We start from the raw sequence: 16,983 nt of genomic DNA, 5'->3' as shown, positions 1-16,983 counted from the left end.
AACTGAAGGTGCAAGATTACAGGAAATGAAACTTACTATGATGATTTCCATCAAGGTCTGTTTGTATTTTCACACAAAAAAGCCCTGAAAACAGGGCTTTTTGAATGACAGCAGTGTAATTAACCGGGGTCAGTTAGACAGGCTGTACACGTAGGCGGCCACAACGTGAATTTTGTCATCACCCAGGGTTTTCTTGAATGAAGGCATCACGCCATTCCGGCCGTAAGTGAGCGTTTCAGTGACCGATTGTTCAGAAGAACCGTACAGCCAGATATTATCAGTCAGATTCGGCGCACCGAGTAACTGGTTACCTTTACCGTCCATGCCGTGACAGGCAGCACACACCATAAAGCGGGCTTTTCCGTCATCAATCAGCGCAGTCATTTCAGGTTCCTGTTCCCGGCCACTCAAACTGAGTACATAGGCAACCGTCTCTTTGATACCTTGCTCACCCATGGAAGCAATCCATGCAGGCATAGCGGCCTGACGACCCAGAGTAAGGGTTTCAACAATTTTTGCGCCGCTGCCTCCGTAAAGCCAGTCGTCGTCGGTGAGGTTAGGGAAGCCCACATTGGCGCCTCTTGCATCAGAACCGTGACACTGGGAACAGTTTTGTAAAAACAAACGTTGTCCTACTTTGACTGCTTCAGGATCATTGGCCAGTTCTTCAACCGGTACTGCCGCGTATTTTTTGAAAATCGGGTCATACAATTCCGCAGCCTGATCCAGCTCGCGGTCGTACTTAACCAGTAATCCGTTCTCTTTCGCATCAGCACGGGCCTGAGCAGATTCTTCCAGTGACTGGATGTTCTGGTTCGAACTTTTCCAGCCAAGGAAACCCTGCCATGCACCTAATCCCGGGAACAAAGCGAGGTACACAAAGCCCCAGACGATACAAACGTAAAATAAAATAGTCCACCAGCGGGGTAACTGGTTATTAATTTCTTCGATACCATCGAAGACGTGCCCCATGCCTTCACCTTCTGCTACACCGGTTTTATTAGCCAGTGCCCAGCGTAACAGGATGAAGCAGCCGATAATGGTACCCAGCGTGATCACTGAGATCCAAATTGTCCAAAACGTGCTCATGAGTTCAAGACTCCTGCTTATTCTTTTGAGATTTCTCTTTCACTTCGTCGGCAAAGGGCAGGTTGGCCGCTTCGTCGAATCGCTTTTTATTGCGACCGCTGAACGCCCACCAGACCACGCCAATGAAGCAAACAAACACTACGACAGTAAAAATGCTGCCCGCTATTCCCTGATCCATATCAGTTCAGATATGTGCCGAGGGATTGAAGGTAAGCAATCAGGGCCTGCATTTCTGTTTTACCCTTTACTGCCGCCTGTGCACCGGCGATATCATCATCGGTGTAAGGCACACCAAAGCCGCGGAACACTTCCATTTTCTTCGCGGTATCTTCACCGCTGAGCGTATTCTCTGCCAGCCACGGGAAACCGGGCATGTTAGACTCCGGTACCACGTTGCGGGGATTAATCAGGTGAACACGGTGCCATTCGTCACTGTAGCGGCCACCAACACGCGCCAGGTCAGGACCGGTACGTTTTGAACCCCACAGGAAGGGATGCTCCCATACCGACTCACCGGCAACTGAATAGTGGCCGTAACGTTCTGTTTCGGCACGGAACGGACGAATCATCTGGCTGTGACAGCCAACACACCCTTCACGGATGTAGATATCGCGACCTTCCAGTTGCAGTGCTGTATAGGGTTTTAATCCCTTAACCGGTTCAAGTACCTGTTGCTGAAACATCAGCGGCAAAATTTGAACTAAAGCACCAAAACTGATAGCAATCAGAATAAGCACAGTCATCAGGCCAATGTTTTTCTCAATTATTTCATGTGGATTCTTCACAACAACGACTCCTTATGCTGCCTGCGCGGCGGGTTCAGCTGCAATGCTGCCCTTGGGCGCACGTACAGTTTTCCAGGTGTTGTAGGCCATCACCAGCATGCCGGCAACCACAAACAAACCACCGATAAAGCGCACCACATAGAAGGGTTTGGAGGCTTCCAGTGACTCAACGAAGCTGTAGGTCAGCGTTCCGTCGGCGTTCACTGCTCGCCACATGAGACCTTGCAGTACACCGGACATCCACATGGCAACGATGTAAAGCACCACTCCAATAGTAGCCAGCCAGAAGTGCACGTTCACCAGTTTGGTGGAGTACATTGCACGTTGTCCGAACAATACAGGAATGAGGTGATATACAGAGCCGATGGACACCATGGCTACCCAGCCCAGTGCGCCTGAGTGAACGTGACCGATAGTCCAGTCGGTGTAGTGAGACAGCGCATTGACGGTTTTGATGGCCATCATCGGGCCTTCAAAGGTCGACATGCCGTAGAAAGACAATGAAACAATCAGGAAACGCAGCACCGGGTCCGTACGCAGCTTGTGCCATGCACCTGACAACGTCATGATCCCGTTGATCATGCCGCCCCAGGAGGGCACGAACAGAATAACCGACATCACCATACCCAGGGACTGCGTCCAGTCTGGCAGCGCCGTGAAGTGAAGGTGGTGAGGACCGGCCCAGATGTATAGTGAAATCAGAGCCCAGAAGTGAATAATGGATAAGCGGTAAGAGTACACCGGGCGTCCCGCCTGTTTAGGCACGAAGTAGTACATCATGCCAAGGAAACCCGCTGTCAGGAAAAAGCCAACCGCATTGTGTCCATACCACCACTGCATCATGGCATCCACCGCACCTGCATACAGTGAATAAGATTTCGTGAAGGAAACCGGAATCGCCATACTGTTACCGATGTGGAGCACTGCTACGGTAAGCATAAACGCGCCGAGGAACCAGTTTGCTACATAAATGTGCGATACCTTACGAATGATGATGGTACCGAAAAAATTTATGATGTAAGCAATCCAGACCAGCGCGATAAGGATATCGATAGGCCATTCAAGTTCAGCGTATTCCTTGCTGGAAGTAATGCCGAAGGGCAAAGTGACAACAGCAAGAACGATAACGGCCTGCCAGCCCCAAAAGGTAAAGGCAGCAAGTTTGTCGCTGAATAAACGTACCTGACTGGTACGCTGAACAATATAATAAGACGTTGCAAACAGTGCACATCCGCCGAAAGCGAAAATGACTGCGTTGGTATGTAACGGTCTTAATCGGGAAAACGTCAGCCAGGGTGTATCGAAGTTAAGTGCAGGAGCAAACAATTGCGCAGCAATAAATACTCCCAGCCCCATGCCGATAATACCCCAGACGATTGTCATGATGGTAAATTGCCTGACTACTTTATAGTTGTAATCAGGTTGTGCTTGGCTTATTTCACTCATTTGATTGATATTCCACTTCAATGGTAAATGGGTTTCCAACTGCCGGATTCCGGTTTTGCGCAAGTTGCAGGCTTAACGCTTGACCTTTTTAATTCTGTTGTAATTATAGACAGGTCAGCTGGTACGCGGATAATAAGATTTTTATTTACAAAAAGATACCATAAACTAGTCGGGGTTGATCTCCGTCAAAGGTAGTAATAAACCGTCGCTATTTACAGTATAATTTTCACATGAAAACAACAAAAAAAGCGCAAAAATTCATCATTCCCACACTCATTCTGATCCTGGCGCTGGGTGTGTATCTTTCAAAGCAACAGGTAACAACAACAGACATAGATAACGGTTTAGGCAATCCGTGTACATTTGTCAATTTGACCTGTGAAATTGGCCATGAACAAAATAAGGTTTCTGCCACGTTTGAAAGTATACCGGAGGCAGAAGAATCGATAACAGTTAACTTTTCTTTACCCTTTTCTCAACAAATTGAGAGTGTTTGGATTGAAGGGGTAAACATGTATATGGGCAAGGTGCCGGTGCTGGCAGAACGGATAAAAGAAGGCAGCTGGTCCGGATGGTTTATGCTGGGGAGTTGTTCTGAGCCACAAATGCGCTGGAAAATGTTGATCCATGTAAAAGATAAACCGGACCCCTACGTGATGTTCTTCGAAACAAAAATGCCCTGAACATGTCAGGGCATTTATCGAAACAATCCGGCTTACATCTGTGAGTGCATGTAAAGCTGCAGACCCAGGCGCTTAATCAGGCCCAGTTGCTGTTCCAGCCAGTGAGCGTGATCTACTTCCGTGTCGTCAAGTAATTCAACCAGGATATCACGGGTAACGTAGTCATTTTCCTGTTCACACAAGGCGATAACTTCTTTCAGTTTAGCATCGACTTCGTATTCAACGCGTAAGTCACTTTCCAGCATTGACGGTACGTCGTGACCAACCTTATAGCCGGTACGGGTAACCATGTCAGGCGTGCCTTCTAAAAACAGCATGCGTTCAATCAGTTTTGTGGCATGGCCTTTTTCGTCATCAAACTCATGGTTGATACGCTCGTAAAGCTTGTTCAGGCCCCAGTCCAGATACATCTGAGAGTGAATGAAATACTGATCCATTGCTGCCAGTTCATAAGACAACAGCTCATTCAGCGCGTCATTGATTTTCGCGTTACCTTTCATTAGTCATCTCCCTCAATCTGTTTTAGCAGGTACGTTTCAAGACCCATTGCATCAATCTGATATTCCTGGGTTTCAATCCAGTCGAGATGCTCTTCTTCGTACTCCAGAATATCTTCCAGCAGGTCACGGCTTACGTAATCCTGCTTTTCTTCGCATAGCTTGATGGCGTCTTTCAGCAGGGGAATTTGTTCCAGCTGAAAACGGCTGTCACACTTAAGCATCTCTACGGTGTCTTCACCGATATACAGCTTGCCCAGTGCCTGCAGGTTCGGAAGTCCTTCTAAAAACAGAACGCGCTCGATGATAGCATCAGCCTGTTTCATGTCTTTGATGGACTTCTTGTAATTCTTTTCGTTGAGCTCGCCGAAGCCCCAGTTTTTAAACATCCGTGCATGCAGAAAATACTGATTGATGGACGTCAGTTCACTGGTCAATACTTCGTTGAGTTTCGCGATGACTTGTTTATCGCCTTTCATAACGGTATTCCTTAAATTAACTGCACACAGTATATGGCAATCTTTGCGTTAAATCAAAAAAAATCTTTATAAATCAATGGTATGCAAATGATAACAATTTCCATGTCGTCCTGTGTTCTTATTAGTCCTCTATTTAGCAGATGAATCATTAACATAAGCCAATGATTCTTCAGCAAAACCCAGGCCTGCCTCGGTGAAAAAGTTAAATACCTTGTCTACACCTTTACTTAATAAGGTTTCCACCTCATCTTCATAGCGGGCGATGGCAGCGATTTTACCGGTGTATCCAGAGAACTGTAGCTGTCGGGTAATATTCACCGCGTCCTCAATAGAGGGTAAAGCAAGGAGGATCAGCTTTACGTTGGAGGTATCAAGGTTTTCCCACAAATCCACATCTTCACCGTCTCCGCAGATAACATTGAGTCCTTCCTGTTGCAGGCGGTTTATTTTAACTCTGTCGGCATCCATTCCCCATACAGCAGAGTCGGCCAGTTTATGCAGAGAGTTAAATGCACCCAGACCTACACGGCCCATCCCGATAACAAGGAACTCGGCATTAGTGACCACCGGATAAATGTCTTCTTTAAGGCGGACAGGGCTTTCGAATTTCTGAATGCCGTTTTTAATACGCAGATACCGGCCGTGACTGTTCCGGTACATGATGCTGGTAATTACAAATGAAATAGAAACGGCCAGGGCAATAATGACCAGCCAGCTTTCGCTCAGCATTCCCAGACTTACTGCTAATGCGGCGACTATGAGGCCGAATTCACTGTAGTTCCCCAGTACCAGTGAAGTGAGGTAGCTGGTTCTCGCCCGTAAGCGCAGCCAGGTGAATAAACCGAAGAAAAGCGCGGCTTTAACGGCAAGGAATACACACAGAATAAGTGCAGCCATGATCATATTGAAATCCGGCAGGGCCGTCAGGCCGATAGACAAAAAGAAGCCAATGAGAAACAAATCCTTAAAAGCCAGCAATGATTTGGACAACTCTGTGGCTTTGGGGTGTTTAGCCAGAATGATTCCGGTAAGCAGGGCGCCGAGATCCCCTTTAATATTCACCAGGTCAAACAGGTGGTATCCGCCCAGCGCAAGCACAAACCCGGTAAGTGGCAGTAACTCGCCGTGACCTGATTTATCGATAATACGGTTAAGCAGCGGCATCAGCGGGAATACAGCCAGCAAGCCCAGCGCATAGACTGACGGCAGTTTACCCGTTGCAGCGACTAGGAACACCACTGCAAACACATCCTGCATAACCAGTATGCCGATGGCCAGTTTTCCGTGGCGGGTTTTGCTTTCTCCGCTTTCTTCCAGGACTTTTATAACACAAACGGTACTGCTGAAACTTAACGCAAAGGCAATCAGTAGAGCTGATTCAAAAGATATGTCACCGAACCAGAATGCAGCAACAGCAGCCAGTATGTAGAGCGCTCCGGCAACAATACCAACCCAGATAAGGGTATGGGCGATACTGCCGGCCCAGACTTCACGTTTGCTGAGATCGCGGACATTAAGCTTCAGGCCAATGGTAAACAACATGATGGTGATCCCGAGATCTGCAATATGTTGCAGCTCGCCGGTCATTTGTTGTCCTGCAGCATTCAGCGCGAAACCGGCAACCAGATATCCTACCAGAGGTGGTATGCCTATCATTTTCACTGAGAGTCCACACACGAAAGCAAAGAGAAGAAATGTATATTCCATGAAACCCGCTGATCTATTCCGGTTTAAAAAAGCCTGATAAAAGGATGCGATAACAACATCATTTTGTAAATCTTTGATTGTCCTTATTTATCTGATCTGTCTCAACAATAACGAGGGTTCTTTACGTTAAGATGGCGACATATCAGAAATACCCTGTGAGCGAAAAAATGCCTTTCTTTTCATGATCTTTGTTATGGTCTTACGCTTAAAAGCGTAATACGGCGCAGTTATTACCGGAACAGGCACTATGCACAAACGAATTATTGTAAGTTTAACCCTTATCTTTCTGATAAATGCCGCTCTGACACTGGTCTGGCATTATCTCTTGTGGTTGCTTCCTCTCACCGGACTTTGTCTTCTCATTGCACTTTATGATCTGAGGCAGAATCACCATTTGAAAATGGGTATGAATGGATTGGTCATTCTCTTTCAGCAATGGAAATTGATGAAATGGAAGAGGATCCCAGGGTAGTAATCGGATCTTCAGCCTGTAAACAACCCTATGCATCCAGTGTGCTGAATATTTCAGCCATGAGTTTTGGCGCACTCAGTGCTAACGCCGTGCAGGCGCTGAATAAGGGGGCGGCCAAAGGTGGTTTCAGCCATAACACAGGTGAGGGTGGTCTGACACCGTACCATCTGGACAATGGTGGTGATGTGGTATGGCAGATCGGTACAGGATATTTTGGTTGCCGTAATGATGACGGTACCTTTAACGGGAAATTATTTGAAGAGAAAGCCCGTCACCCGAATGTGAAAATGATAGAAATAAAACTGTCTCAGGGGGCTAAACCGGGCCATGGCGGAATATTGCCTGCACATAAGAATACACCAGAAATTGCCCGTGTCAGAGGCGTTGAACCGGGTACTCAGGTAGATTCGCCGCCTAGACATACCGCATTCTCAACCCCTCTTGAAATGATGCATTTTATCCGCGATTTACGGGATATGTCAGAGGGTAAGCCGGTGGGGTTTAAGCTGTCACTGGGACGAAAGAGCGAGTTTATCGCCATTTGTAAGGCTATGGTGGAAACCGGTATATGTCCGGATTTTATCACTGTAGACGGCGGTGAAGGCGGGACGGGTGCAGCGCCGCTGGAATATGCCAACTCTATCGGCTTTCCGCTGCGTGAAGCACTGGCATTCGTGGATGACTGTCTCATAGGATTTGATTTAAGACGGGAAATTAAACTTATTGCCTCCGGGAAAATAATAACTGCATTTGATTTGGTTAAAAACCTGAGTCTGGGAGCAGATTTATGTAACAGTGCCCGGGGAATGATGTTGTCTCTTGGTTGTGTGCAAAGTTTGTCCTGTAATACAAATAAGTGTCCTACCGGCGTAGCCACCCAGGATCCGAAACTGGCAAGAGGGCTGGTTGTTGAAGACAAATACGAGCGTGTGTACCGCTTTCATAAAAAGACGGTTACTGCTTTTATGGATATTCTGTCTTCCACCGGTCATCAGTCTCATTCGTCGTTGAACCGCACGCATATTTTCCGCAGGGTTAACCAGACACAGGTTATGCGCTACGACGAGATTTTTCCGCTGGTAAAGCGGGGCAGTTTTTTAACGGATAAAATTGCTGATGCATTCAAACTGCATGTGGCAGAAGCCAGCCCGAGGAGTTTTATGCCTGTGAGTCATCTGGCAAAAATAGAAGAAGACACTAAAGCGGTTTAAAATTGATGCGTATCAAGATTGTTGTCTGACTATGCTCTATAGTGAAAGAAAAACCGGAGACATTTATGGCTGCTTACGACTCAATACTTGTTGCTATCGATATTTATTCTGATTATGAAGGCGTGGTTAACCGGGCTATGCAACTGGCGGGTAACAACGTGAAGCTGAACCTGCTTTATGTTGTCTATCCCCAAACCAGTATCGAGCCTTACGGGCTGTTTCTCGAAAGTGATTTTTCTGATGAAATCTGCCAGCAGGCAAAAGAGAAACTCGAAGGGATCGCGCACCGGCATAACATTCCGGTTTCTCACACTCATGTGGTTGTAGGGGCTGCAGCTGATGAAATTCATGCTGCAGCGGAAAAATTGGGAAGTGACTTAATTGTCATCGGTACCCACGGTCGTAGCGGCATGCGGTTACTGTTGGGATCCACCGCGAATGCGGTGTTACACGGTGTGAAAACAGACGTGCTGGCCGTTAAAGTTTAACGTCAGGACACCCGGGCGGTGTCACATTGACGCCGCCTTCTTTCCTTCTTCCAACTGGCTGTTAACCAGCTCTGTAACTGTGCTTTCGATAAGCTTAAGATGAGAGTAATGTACTTTCGCCTGCTTTTTGTCTTCATTTGATACGGTCTCAAACAACACATCATCTTCTTCACTCGACACTTTTACCAGTACGTCATTATCGTCACCGTTTACCGGCACTACGACGTAGAGCGGTTCATTATGGGATTCAATGTACTTGAATGCCTCCTCAGCAGAATGGAAAGGGGACTTTTTCTCAGGTTGAAGCTTCCAGTGTGACGACTGGGTAATGACTTCAGCAAGCAACTTAGCGTGTTTTTCTTTGATTTCCGATGACATAGTAATAGCTCCTGTTTGCAGTTACTTTTGCTACGGCATGAAAAGGAAAACAGATTGATTTCTTGCTGCATTTGCTATTCGTTTTGAATAATTACGTTATGAATATTGCCGGATTTAAGGAATAAAAAAATACCAGCGTACTTCCCATTTATACAGATATTCATTTCATTCTAAAGTCTATAACCTCAGGTTATGATTCATGACCGGCTTCTTTCATTACCTAAAACGCTGTTTAATGCTTAAACAGCCTTAAAATAGCGTGTTGGCTATGGATATGCCGGCTGCTTCTGATTTTTCTTGCCCTTCTTTTCAGATCTGACATTTGAATTATCGTGATAAATTATTACTGCATAATAAATATTTCTGAACAAAGTATTCTTGACTGGGCGCAATCCTGTCTGTTAAATGTTCAGTCATAATAAAAACGTAACGTTCCGGTAATAATAATTCACACATTACAACAGGTGTCACTATGAAAAAGGAAAAAGCACGTTTCGCGGCACGCTATCTCACCAGACAAATCCGGCAAACATGGAAGACCGCATCTTTCGCCGCGCCTTTATGTCTTGCTGTAGCCGCAGTATCTTCACCCGCTTTAGCGCAACAACAAACAGGTAGCATTAAGGGGCAGGTGACCGCAGGCGACGGCAGTACCAGCGTCGCGGGAATTCAGGTAGTTGCCAGCAGCCCCGTCATGCCAAAAGACCGCTCTGCCACAACCCGGGAAGACGGTACATTTACGATGCCATTTCTTGTACCGGGAGAGTACGAGGTCACATTTACGCTTCCCAATGGCGATACCCGGCAGTTCAGCACCAGAGTGTTGCTTGAGCAGGCTTCAGCAATCAACTTCGTTTATTCGCCGGACAACACAGAAGTGATCACCATTACCGGCAGTCCTTTTGTGACTACCGGCGATTCATCCCTCACCAACTCGTTCGGTGCAGAAGTCATCCAGTCTCTGCCTACCGGTCAGACTTACCGTGACATGCTGAAAATTCTGCCCGGCGTGGAGTATTCTGAAAACGGTACCCTCGGTCCGTCTGCGGGTGGCTCCGGTGTTGATAACAGTTATGGCTTTGATGGTGTCGACCTTTCAATGCCCATGTTCGGGAACTTGTCGTCAGAACCTTCAACCCATGATATTGCCAGCGTATCGGTAGATCGCGGGGGCGCAAAAGCTGTCGGCTTTAACCGTTCAGGCGGTTTCGCAGTTAACTCGGTATCCAAATCAGGGACAAACGAATTTCACGGCAGTGTGGAATACCGGATTCAGCCTTCTTCGTTTTCAGCAACGCCCAAAGACGGTGTTATTGAAGACACGGACAGCAGCTGGATTGTTGCTTCTGTGAGCGGACCGCTGATTGAAGATGAGTTATATTTCTACGGTTCTTTTTACCGTCCGGTTGTCGACGGCAGCAGCAAAGAAACAGCCTACGGCGCAACAAAAGATTATAAAAGTGAGCGGAGTGAATATTTTGGTAAGCTCACCTGGGCACCTACCGCGGATGTGCTGTTAAATGCCAGTATCCGTGATTCTGAAAGGAACGTGTCCGGCTCGTCAATTGGTGAGTTCGAAGCAGACAGCGTATCTGTGGGTTCAGACTCTAACCTGAGTATCTACTCGCTGGACGGCTCCTGGCTGATTGGTGATTCCAGCATTTCCTTTAAATACGGTAAATATAAAGAAGACTTCATCGACACGCCGGACACAGAACTAACCGGAGTTACACCGGTTATCGGCGACTCTATTGATATTAGTGCACTGGATGAAATGGGGTATTTCAGCGTACCCAGTATCCGGACTGGCGACCTGACTGCTGATGATATTCAGTTTAATACTGGTGCGTTACCACTGGTGCAACAATACGGCTACGTGGGCGACGATGGTGAAATGACAGGTGGCGGCGGTGTCGGTGCTTATTCACAGTATAACCGGCAGTCTTTCGAACGTGAAAGTTTTGAGCTTGCTTTCGATACTGAGAGCATGTTCGGAAACACTTATCACACCATTCATGCCGGCTTTAAATGGGAAGAAATTTCCGAAGATCTGGCAAGGTTATCTAATGGCTGGGGTTTCATAGAGTACGTTGGCGGTATAGATGCCGAGTATCCCGGCGCCTACTACGTTGCGCAGGTTCAGCAAATGAGTCTTGCGGTAGATGGTTCCGTTACACCGTCAATTCTGTCTTCAGCAGAGTCCTTCAATTTTGAGATCAACGATACCATTGAACACGGTGATTTTACGTATAACGTGGGATTACTGGTGTCAAAAGATGTACTGTACGGACAGGGCCTGGCTGAAAACAGTGAGAATATTTCCGGATATGAAGTTGCGCCCGGAAACCCTTATAAAATGTACACTGTAGACTGGAAAGACATGGTGCAGCCCCGGTTAGGCGTAACCTGGGAGTACGAAGATGAAAGCACGGTTTTCGCCAACTACGCCAGTTATAACCCCAATGCCAGCTCCCTGGCCCGTGCCGCGTCCTGGGACAGAAATTCCCGTGCAACGGTTGAGGTTCAGTTTGATGAAAATGGCGATTATCTGACATCAGGTAACAAAGCCGGCTCATCCGGTAAGTTCTTTGCCGATAACATGCGTCCCCGCAGAATTGATGAGTACACCGTGGGAACGACCCGTGCTGTGAGCAATAATCTGATGTTGCGTTCACACGTACGTTTCCGTTACGGCAGCCATTTCTGGGAAGACATGCCCAACAATGCCCGCCTGTTTGGTGAATATGAAGGTGGCGCGGTACCTGAAGATATCGCCGCGAAAGGGCTTTATATCGACAATCTGGATGAGTTGCGTGCAGAAGTCGGCGGCTCTTCTTATGTGGTCGCTGAAGTAGATGGTGGCCAGACCAAATACTGGGAATGGAGTACTGAAGCAGAATGGTACGGTGAACGTACTTACCTGAATGCGTCTTATACCTGGAGTCATTACTACGGTAACTTCGACCAGGACAGCACCACCACGACTAACGATGCGAACACCTTCATCGGTTCTTCATACTACGGTGACGGTGTAGGCCGTATGCCATGGGACAACCGCTACGGTAAGCTGATAGGCGACAAACCCCATAAAGTGAAAGTGTTCGGTTATTACACCACCGACTGGGATGCCAACATCGGTGCTTACTTTATCTTCCAGTCAGGTGAAGCCTGGACAGCATGGGATGGCACACCTTACGGTTACGCATCGGGGATCAGCCGTTATGCAGAACCTGCAGGAAGCCGCCGTGGTGCAAGCCACTGGCAGCTGGATATGAACTACACGCAAAACTGGGATGTCAGCGACTATACCGTGAAGTTCCGTGCAGATCTGTTCAACGTGTTTAATAAGCAAACCGGTTACGACTATAACCCGTACGTGACGTCTGAGGAGTTCGGTCAGCCAAGAGATTATTACAATCCGCGCAGACTGCAACTGTCAGTCACCGTACAATTCTGATCTACCGTAAACAACGACAGAAAGTAAGACCGCCGGAAGGCGGTCTTTTTGTTTTCGTTATTCCTGCGTCAACGGCGTTGTGAACATTTGATACAGGGTTTCGGTGCCGCTGAAGAAGTTGCCCAGCCTGAGATTTTCATTCGGTGCATGCTGGTTGTTGTCTGCATTCACAAGGGGAAGCAGAATGACCGGTTTTTGCAAACCGGATACCAGCGGCGAGGTAGGTACAGTGCCTCCCATCATGGGAATAATAACCGGTTCAGAATCACTGACATGAGACAAGGCTGTTAATGCCCACTGTCCCAAGGGTTCATCCAGGGGCGTTTGCAATGCAGCCGTGCCGGTATGCGAGATAAAGCGGGCAATACGGGGATATTCCGCCCGTTCTTTGGCTGTCGGCGCATCTTCAACCAGATGATAGCCCTGTGCAATGACAAAATCTTTAACCAGTTTTATCTGACGTTCTGCTGTCGCTGTTTTCGTTGTACGGATATCCATTGTCACCGTTGCTGTAGCGGGAATAATGGTACGGGTCGCTTCCGTGCTGGCAGCAGAAAGCCCGTTAATATTTAAAGACGGGTAGTTAATTGCCCGCTGGTAGTTTCCGGCCACTTTCTCTGTTGTTGCAATGCCCAGCCGCTTCATTAAAGCCGCTTCATCTGCGGGTACGGCATCCAGTGCGCTGGCATAATCATCATCAAATTTAACTGCATCATAGTAGCCGGGAATCGTCACCCGGCCATCATCATCTTTCATCCTGCCAAGCAAATCAGCAAGCAGGAAAGCCGGATTGGCAGCGTAATTACCGTAATGGCCGCTATGGCTGTCGGATGCCGGACCAAATACAGTCAGTCTCACCATAGATGCACCACGGTGACCAAAAACCAGTGTAGGTCTGTTCGACGGATGCATCGGTCCGTCCAGCATAACGACTCCATCGGCCTGAAGCTGGTTTTTATTCCGGTTAATCACGTCGATTAGGGTAGGAGGCCCGCCTTCTTCATGTGAATCAAGCAGCACTTTGATATTCACAGCCGGTTTTTTGTTTTCCGCTTTCAATGTATCAATAGCAGCCAGTAACATCATGATGGGCGCTTTATCATCAGAGGCTGAACGGGCAAAAATGCGCCACTCAGGATCCGTTGTGAAGGTGAGGGCAGTCATAGGTTTACTTTGCCAGCTGTCACCTTCAAGGGTTTTAAGCACTGGCCGCCACGGACTTTCCTGATCCCACTGTTCCGGATTTACCGGCTGTCCGTCCATATGTGCATAGAACAGGACGACCGGCGCATCTTCACCTGCTTCCATGTATTCGGCATATACCATAGGTGTCTGACCATCAGGAAGAAGCTTGGCATTCAGTCCGTGTTTCCGGTAAGTATCGCGGGTCCATTCAGCCACCGCTTTAATATCAGACGGCGATTCTTTCGCTACGTTGGGTAATGTCAGGTATTTAAGGTATTCAGGAAGAATGTGTTTTACAGCATCTTCGGTGCCGGCAGATACCGGCGCTGAGAAAATACTGACAATGGCCGCACTGAGCAGCGACTTACGCAGAAAAGAAAAAGGTCTGTCCATGATGAAATTCCGGGTTGAATGCGTGTGTGAAATACCATTCTGAACAGAATTACACCATGTTAAAAGGTATCCTGACCGGATTATCTGTGTTTTTGGCTATAAAAAGGATATTTATCCTAACCTTACGACTTTGATTTTCCGTAACAACGCTCTGTAATATGGGTATAGATTTGCGTTTCAAATTCCCGCACTATTTTATAGAAAGCATTGGGTTCGTCTCCCTTGTGCATGCCATTTATTGTCATGGCATAGCCGGAAATTTTGCCGCCCAGCGTTTTATTCAGCATACGGGTTTCGTAGCCATCAATATTAAAATGGAACACATCATCAGTGGCTTTAAACCCGGATACAAAAGGTTCACTTTGAATGGTTTCCGCCACACAGGACAGTGTGACTGGCGTAACATAAACGCGGTCTAAACCGGCCATATTATTTTCAGGCTGGCAGGCAAATAAAAAAACAGGCGTTAACAGAGGAAGAAACTTTTTCATAGCAACATCAATGGACAATCAGGCGGCTATAATGCGAAGAAGTCAGAGGGGAGTCAATGCGGAATAAGACAAAAGGCCGCGCCTCTGAAGCAAACGGCCTGTTAATAGAACAATTAAGGATTATTTTTCCTGTTTAACAGGTGCCTCCGCTTCCGCGGGGTATTTTTCGAACCAGGCCAGTACATGTTTTACTTTACTGATCATCTGACTCGGACGGTTTGAAATGAAGTGATAAGCCCCCGGCATTTCAACCAGTGCGGTATCAATCTTCCGTAAAATCAGGGCGCTGTATAACTGTTTAGCTTCAGACAACGGTGTACGCATATCCGCATCACCAACCATTACCAGCGTCGGTGTCTGAATATTACCGACCAGAGAAACCGGCGAGAACTTCCAATAGGTTTCGGGATTTTCCCACACCTGACCGGGATAGCGGTAATCAGCATAACCATAATAGTTATCTGCCGTGAGCAACTTACTTATCCAGTTCATCACCGGCTTCACGACTGCAGCAGCTTCAAAGCGGTTATTCTTACCAATCATCCAGGCTGACATAATGCCACCGGCACTGCCTCCGGTAACGTACAACTGATCTTCACTGGTATAACCGCGCTTAATCATTTCATCAACGCCGTCCATGACATCCTGATAATCTTCACCGGGATAGTTATTAAACAGCAGGTTTCCGAACTCTTCACCATAGCTGGTGCTGCCACGGGGATTCGGATAAAACACGACGTAGCCTGCTGACGCATATAGCTGAATTTCCGGAGAAAAACGATCACCGTAATTTGAGATAGGGCCACCGTGATTTTCAACAATCAACGGATAGGTTTTACCTTCTTCATAGTCAGGCGGAAACGTCACCCATCCCTGAATGTCACGGCCATCGGCGGTAGACTTGTACCATACGGTTTCTGTGCGGCCCAGATTACGGTAGGCCAGAATATCTTCATTTAATCCGGTCACCAGTTCAGGCTTTGCATCGTTCTTAGCCAGCACGGCAACATCAGCAGGACGGTAAGGGGTAGTGTGGGTATAGGCAATGACACCCTTGTTATTTACGCTGAAACTGCCGCCGCCATATGGTCTTGCCACGGTGGTTCCACCCACATTGTCAGCCAGTTTTTTAACTTTACCGTTTAATCCGGTAACAGCAATTTTCGTGTTGCCATGATCATCATACTGAAAATAGATCCCATGCTTATTCCAGACCGGATTGCTGACAGAGCGATCCAGCTTTAAATCAATTTCTTTTTTATCAGAACCGTCAACATCCATTACGTATAAACGGGTTGTCTGATAAGCCATCAATTTATCAGGATAGCCAAGCCATGCAATTTTTTTGCCGTCAGGCGAAAGGACAGGGTGGTGATCTGGTCCGGTTTGTGTGGTTAGCTGCTTTATAGTGCCGTTCTCTATTTCTACAGAATAGATATCGGTATTGCGGAAATTATGCTCTGCATCCGGTTGTCTGTTTGCTGAGAAAACCAGAGTCCGACCATCAGGCGTCCATTGAGGCTGACCACGATGCTGAAAATCGCCGGAAGTGATTTTCCTTGGAGTGCCACCATCAGCCGGCACCACAAATAAATGTGAAAATCCGGGCTCAATGTAACCCCGACCGTCCTGTTCGTACTTCAGACGGTCAGTAATACGCGGATTAGCCGCCCATTTGGCACCTTCAGGTTTGGCCGGCATTTTAACCATTACCGGCGGTGCAGACGGCACCAGCATCGAAAACGCAATCGTTTTACCGTCCGGAGACCAGCTTAAACCGGATGGAGCACGCTCAAGTTCGGTTAATCTTGCAACTTTGCCATCCCTGACGCGATAAACAAAAATCTCAGCGCCGTTTTGACCTTTTCTGGTGTACGCAATCCGTGAGCCATCAGGCGACCATACTGCATTGCCTTCACTGATATCATCAGTTGTCAGCTTCATGTGCTCAGAGCCGTCAGTATTCATCATCCAAAGATTACCGGTGCGTGCATCGGACATAACATCCATACCGTTACGGCGGTAAACGATATGCTTTCCGTCAGGCGATATCTCAGGTGCAGAAGCCCATTCAAGTTCGAAAACATCCATATCCGAAAATGCAGGTTTGGCAGGCTCAGTGGTGCCGGCTGCTAATGCGCTGCAACTGAGTAAACTGACAAGAGAACAGAGGTGGCGAAATTTCATTGTTGTTGTGTGCCTTTTATTATTTGTTAGCTGTA

Annotated in this window: 14 protein-coding genes and 1 pseudogene; 4 read left to right on the top strand and 11 right to left on the bottom strand. The window is 47.4% G+C overall.

What is annotated here, in order from left to right; all coding sequences use genetic code 11:
* Nucleotides 1-129: 129 nt before the first annotated feature.
* Genes ccoP through ccoN form a run of 4 tightly spaced genes read right to left on the bottom strand, consistent with a single transcriptional unit; the run spans nucleotide 130 to nucleotide 3,320 of the window.
* Nucleotides 130-1,089, bottom strand: coding sequence for a cytochrome-c oxidase, cbb3-type subunit III (gene ccoP, locus AC4PME_RS17700; RefSeq protein ID WP_490708871.1), 960 nt, complete (start codon nucleotides 1,087-1,089; stop codon nucleotides 130-132).
* A gap of 4 nt (nucleotides 1,090-1,093) precedes the next feature.
* Nucleotides 1,094-1,267, bottom strand: a complete 174-nt coding sequence (locus AC4PME_RS17695) for a cbb3-type cytochrome oxidase subunit 3 (RefSeq protein ID WP_119501393.1) — start codon at nucleotides 1,265-1,267, stop codon at nucleotides 1,094-1,096.
* A gap of 1 nt (nucleotide 1,268) precedes the next feature.
* Nucleotides 1,269-1,874 (bottom strand): cytochrome-c oxidase, cbb3-type subunit II, encoded by a 606-nt coding sequence (gene ccoO, locus AC4PME_RS17690; RefSeq protein ID WP_119501392.1) that lies wholly within the window; start codon nucleotides 1,872-1,874, stop codon nucleotides 1,269-1,271.
* A 12-nt stretch (nucleotides 1,875-1,886) separates the two neighbouring features.
* Nucleotides 1,887-3,320, bottom strand: coding sequence for a cytochrome-c oxidase, cbb3-type subunit I (gene ccoN / locus AC4PME_RS17685; protein WP_490708872.1), 1,434 nt, complete (start codon nucleotides 3,318-3,320; stop codon nucleotides 1,887-1,889).
* 230 nt (nucleotides 3,321-3,550) lie between these two features.
* On the opposite strand from ccoN, the gene AC4PME_RS17680 reads away from it, so the two are divergent.
* The gene (locus AC4PME_RS17680; protein WP_119501391.1) at nucleotides 3,551-4,003 is read left to right on the top strand and encodes a hypothetical protein; all 453 of its coding nucleotides are present in this window, start codon (nucleotides 3,551-3,553) and stop codon (nucleotides 4,001-4,003) included.
* 32 nt (nucleotides 4,004-4,035) lie between these two features.
* Here AC4PME_RS17680 and bfr (AC4PME_RS17675) read toward each other — a convergent pair whose 3' ends face one another.
* From bfr (AC4PME_RS17675) to AC4PME_RS17665, 3 genes are all read right to left on the bottom strand, one after another.
* The gene (gene bfr, locus AC4PME_RS17675; RefSeq protein WP_119501390.1) at nucleotides 4,036-4,503 is read right to left on the bottom strand and encodes a bacterioferritin; all 468 of its coding nucleotides are present in this window, start codon (nucleotides 4,501-4,503) and stop codon (nucleotides 4,036-4,038) included.
* Nucleotides 4,503-4,979 (bottom strand): bacterioferritin, encoded by a 477-nt coding sequence (gene bfr, locus AC4PME_RS17670; protein WP_119501389.1) that lies wholly within the window; start codon nucleotides 4,977-4,979, stop codon nucleotides 4,503-4,505. Before bfr (AC4PME_RS17670) ends, bfr (AC4PME_RS17675) begins: the two co-directional genes overlap by 1 nt.
* Nucleotides 4,980-5,108: 129 nt before the next feature.
* A complete protein-coding gene (locus tag AC4PME_RS17665) occupies nucleotides 5,109-6,686 on the bottom strand; it encodes a cation:proton antiporter domain-containing protein (RefSeq protein ID WP_491046292.1) in 1,578 nt (525 codons plus the stop codon).
* A 393-nt stretch (nucleotides 6,687-7,079) separates the two neighbouring features.
* Here AC4PME_RS17665 and AC4PME_RS17660 point away from each other — a divergent pair.
* Nucleotides 7,080-8,369: pseudogene (locus AC4PME_RS17660) on the top strand (FMN-binding glutamate synthase family protein); the annotation flags it as partial.
* A 65-nt stretch (nucleotides 8,370-8,434) separates the two neighbouring features.
* Nucleotides 8,435-8,857 (top strand): universal stress protein, encoded by a 423-nt coding sequence (locus AC4PME_RS17655; RefSeq protein WP_491224556.1) that lies wholly within the window; start codon nucleotides 8,435-8,437, stop codon nucleotides 8,855-8,857.
* Nucleotides 8,858-8,878: 21 nt separating this feature from the next.
* Here AC4PME_RS17655 and AC4PME_RS17650 read toward each other — a convergent pair whose 3' ends face one another.
* Nucleotides 8,879-9,235, bottom strand: coding sequence for a hypothetical protein (locus AC4PME_RS17650; RefSeq protein WP_491046294.1), 357 nt, complete (start codon nucleotides 9,233-9,235; stop codon nucleotides 8,879-8,881).
* Between the two features lie 472 nt (nucleotides 9,236-9,707).
* Between AC4PME_RS17650 and AC4PME_RS17645 the strand changes: the two genes are divergently transcribed.
* Nucleotides 9,708-12,692 (top strand): TonB-dependent receptor, encoded by a 2,985-nt coding sequence (locus tag AC4PME_RS17645; protein ID WP_491046295.1) that lies wholly within the window; start codon nucleotides 9,708-9,710, stop codon nucleotides 12,690-12,692.
* Nucleotides 12,693-12,749: 57 nt separating this feature from the next.
* On the opposite strand, the gene AC4PME_RS17640 is transcribed toward AC4PME_RS17645, so the two are convergent.
* The 3 genes from AC4PME_RS17640 to AC4PME_RS17630 all read right to left on the bottom strand — a co-directional run bounded on the left by AC4PME_RS17640 (nucleotide 12,750) and on the right by AC4PME_RS17630 (nucleotide 16,948).
* Nucleotides 12,750-14,270: a M20/M25/M40 family metallo-hydrolase gene (locus AC4PME_RS17640; protein ID WP_491046296.1), complete on the bottom strand. Its 1,521-nt coding sequence runs from the start codon at nucleotides 14,268-14,270 to the stop codon at nucleotides 12,750-12,752.
* A gap of 122 nt (nucleotides 14,271-14,392) precedes the next feature.
* Nucleotides 14,393-14,761 (bottom strand): hypothetical protein, encoded by a 369-nt coding sequence (locus tag AC4PME_RS17635; RefSeq protein ID WP_491046297.1) that lies wholly within the window; start codon nucleotides 14,759-14,761, stop codon nucleotides 14,393-14,395.
* Between the two features lie 120 nt (nucleotides 14,762-14,881).
* Nucleotides 14,882-16,948, bottom strand: coding sequence for a S9 family peptidase (locus AC4PME_RS17630; protein WP_491046298.1), 2,067 nt, complete (start codon nucleotides 16,946-16,948; stop codon nucleotides 14,882-14,884).
* Nucleotides 16,949-16,983 lie beyond the last annotated feature (35 nt).

It is taken from the genome of Alteromonas sp., assembly GCF_984505615.1.
Note: the sequence above shows the minus strand (reverse complement) of the source record. Positions and strands in the feature narration are given on the sequence as shown.

Bases quoted from the DNA above. Each gene is read 5' to 3' on its own strand.
- ccoN (WP_490708872.1), bottom strand. From the start codon at position 3,320: ATGAGTGAAATAAGCCAAGCACAACCTGATTACAACTATAAAGTAGTC.
- AC4PME_RS17635 (WP_491046297.1), bottom strand. From the start codon at position 14,761: ATGAAAAAGTTTCTTCCTCTGTTAACGCCTGTTTTTTTATTTGCCTGC.
- AC4PME_RS17665 (WP_491046292.1), bottom strand. From the start codon at position 6,686: ATGGAATATACATTTCTTCTCTTTGCTTTCGTGTGTGGACTCTCAGTG.
- AC4PME_RS17630 (WP_491046298.1), bottom strand. From the start codon at position 16,948: ATGAAATTTCGCCACCTCTGTTCTCTTGTCAGTTTACTCAGTTGCAGC.
- AC4PME_RS17655 (WP_491224556.1), top strand. From the start codon at position 8,435: ATGGCTGCTTACGACTCAATACTTGTTGCTATCGATATTTATTCTGAT.
- AC4PME_RS17650 (WP_491046294.1), bottom strand. From the start codon at position 9,235: ATGTCATCGGAAATCAAAGAAAAACACGCTAAGTTGCTTGCTGAAGTC.
- bfr (WP_119501389.1), bottom strand. From the start codon at position 4,979: ATGAAAGGCGATAAACAAGTCATCGCGAAACTCAACGAAGTATTGACC.
- AC4PME_RS17695 (WP_119501393.1), bottom strand. From the start codon at position 1,267: ATGGATCAGGGAATAGCGGGCAGCATTTTTACTGTCGTAGTGTTTGTT.
- AC4PME_RS17645 (WP_491046295.1), top strand. From the start codon at position 9,708: ATGAAAAAGGAAAAAGCACGTTTCGCGGCACGCTATCTCACCAGACAA.
- AC4PME_RS17640 (WP_491046296.1), bottom strand. From the start codon at position 14,270: ATGGACAGACCTTTTTCTTTTCTGCGTAAGTCGCTGCTCAGTGCGGCC.
- ccoP (WP_490708871.1), bottom strand. From the start codon at position 1,089: ATGAGCACGTTTTGGACAATTTGGATCTCAGTGATCACGCTGGGTACC.
- bfr (WP_119501390.1), bottom strand. From the start codon at position 4,503: ATGAAAGGTAACGCGAAAATCAATGACGCGCTGAATGAGCTGTTGTCT.
- AC4PME_RS17680 (WP_119501391.1), top strand. From the start codon at position 3,551: ATGAAAACAACAAAAAAAGCGCAAAAATTCATCATTCCCACACTCATT.